We start from the raw sequence: 2,221 nt of genomic DNA, 5'->3' as shown, positions 1-2,221 counted from the left end.
TAAGTCTTCAAAGAAACATAAATCTTCCAAGAAAAAGAAGTCTTCGAAAAAGCATAAATCAGCGAAGAAACACAAATCTTCTAAAAAGAAGAAGTCATCAAAGAAGCGTAAGGCTAGCGGTAGTTCAATGATTGCCCTGGTTAGCCGTAAGACTGGAATTAGTAAAAGTAATGTCGGTATGCTAGCCGATGCACTCGGTTATAATGATTTATATACGTTGATTACTGGTAAAGATGCAGTTACTGGGAAGCCACGTTCACGAGTGTTAGCTGGTGCATTGACTGCGTTTAACTTTATGCCAGTCTCGAAGGTCTTAGCAGTTGCTAAGTTTGCGAAACTGATTGCGGTAGCTGGTGTGGCTGGGAAGTTTGCGGCGCATGCTTCAGTGGCTCATAAAGCAATGGCTGTAGCTAGTTTTGGTGCTAAGCGAGCTTTCGGAAAAGCAGCTGAGAAAAAGGCCGCCAAACTTGCGATGGAAAAGGCTCAGAAAAAAATCGCACAAGACGCAGCCAAGAAGATTGGCAAGAATACGGCGCGTGAGGTTAAACATGAGGCTACTAACCGGGCAGGTAGGACGCTTAGCAAGGCGGCTAAGGGTAAAAAGGTTGTAAAGGCAAAACCTAAAGCTAAAATTAAAGATAGAAAGATTATTGCCCGTGCAAAGGCTGTACAGGATGCACCTCTTTACAAGCATGTGAAATTTCCAGTGAAGGATGGTATTGTGGCTCATATTTATAAAAATACAGAAGGACATTTTTTAACTCGAACTAAGGCTCATGATAAAGCGATAGTGGATGTTGTAAGAGATCAATCAAACTTTAAACGTGTGGATGTAAATGGTAATGGATGGTATGCAAAAACTCTAAAAGATGGTCGACAAATATGGGCACGGGTGCGTGATGGTGGAATTACAGACGGCGGAATTAACTCGCGAGCTGTTCCTGTGCTAGACAGTGGGATGCATAAGGTCTCATATTATCCAGAATTAAAGTAGGGATACTTGAAGTGATACTATCTGACTCGTAATGCTGACGGTATTAAGTTGGCTCATATATTTTTCGGCTGATTTGCATAAAGTGTTGACCGATAATGTTTTTGTAGAGTAGATTAGTCATATTATGGCGAGGAGATTAGAGCGATGTTACGTTTAAATATTAATCAAACTTATTTTGCAATGTCACAATGGTTTGAATCGTATTTTATAGCTTCAGGAGATGATAGCTTAGGATCACTTTTGGGAGGAGTAGCGGTTTATCGTAATGATGGTATCGATGAATTATTTGATCAAGGTATTGCGGATGACTGGAAAAAATTTTACTATTCATTAGGTTCACAAGACCATTCGCTATTTGAAGGATTCCAAGCAGTTAATCAATTTACTAATGAATATTTACCTGATGTTGAGTATTACACTGAGGTATCAAGAAATTTAGTTTATGCAAATAGAATGATTTGTGAGATGCAGGTCAGTGAACGAGAACTACATCCGGTATGGAAGCATTGGGTTGCGTCTTGTGAATGGATTATGAATCCAAATACTATCAAAGTTGAAGAATCAGCATTTGTTGAAAGTGATCGGGTGGGAGGCTTTCCAAAGGCTGAAGTGCTACCGCCGATGCGTCCTGCTATAGATAGTAGTACTGGAGTGAAAAAATTTTCTGAAATGCAGAATTATTTCATAATGATAGATTTTCTCAATTCTTATTATAAAAGAATTCCTGACAACCGAGATCTGAAAAAGATTCTAAATGAATTTACCTTGAAGCGTAAGACACTGAATCAGAAAACTCATTGGTATAGTTGGAATGCCTATTTTGTTGATGTATCAAAAAAATCTAAAACCGTTAATTTGATACAGGCACTGGCTGTCGTGAGTCAGTTTATGCAAGTATGGGTGCCAGATAATGCATTGCATACTGATTTTGGAAGAAAGCTAACTCGAGATATTTGGAATACAATTTATATGTCGACAGAGGATCGTCAGCAAACTGAAATTTGGAAAAATTGGATGGCTTCAGCTGATAAAGTATTAAACGATTAAGTTCAGGTGAATTAACTTTAAGAAGAGAGAGAGGTTTTTAGATTGTTAATTGGTTTATTGTTACTTGTTATCATATTTGGTTTAGGTTACTGGAGTTATGCATTGGGCAAACGTAACCAAACTAATTTAGTGGGAGCCATCATCCCAGCTGCGTACTTCATTGTACGAGCACTCTTAGCT

At 38.5% G+C, this 2,221-nt stretch carries 2 protein-coding genes; both read left to right on the top strand.

Going from position 1 to position 2,221, the window contains the following annotated elements; genetic code table 11:
- Positions 1-994: pre-toxin TG domain-containing protein (locus tag ACG95_RS14805; protein WP_237756497.1), on the top strand; the 994-nt coding region annotated here is incomplete at its 5' end.
- Positions 995-1,138: 144 nt separating this feature from the next.
- Positions 1,139-2,041, top strand: a complete 903-nt coding sequence (locus ACG95_RS10750; RefSeq protein WP_053072777.1) for a hypothetical protein — start codon at positions 1,139-1,141, stop codon at positions 2,039-2,041.
- The last annotated feature ends 180 nt before the right edge of the window (positions 2,042-2,221 follow it).

The organism is Lactiplantibacillus herbarum, assembly GCF_001039045.1.
Taxonomy (GTDB): domain Bacteria; phylum Bacillota; class Bacilli; order Lactobacillales; family Lactobacillaceae; genus Lactiplantibacillus; species Lactiplantibacillus herbarum.
This window is presented reverse-complemented; position numbering and strand designations above follow the sequence as displayed.

Coding starts and splice junctions, on each gene's coding strand:
- ACG95_RS10750 (WP_053072777.1), top strand. CDS start 1,139: ATGTTACGTTTAAATATTAATCAAACTTATTTTGCAATGTCACAATGG.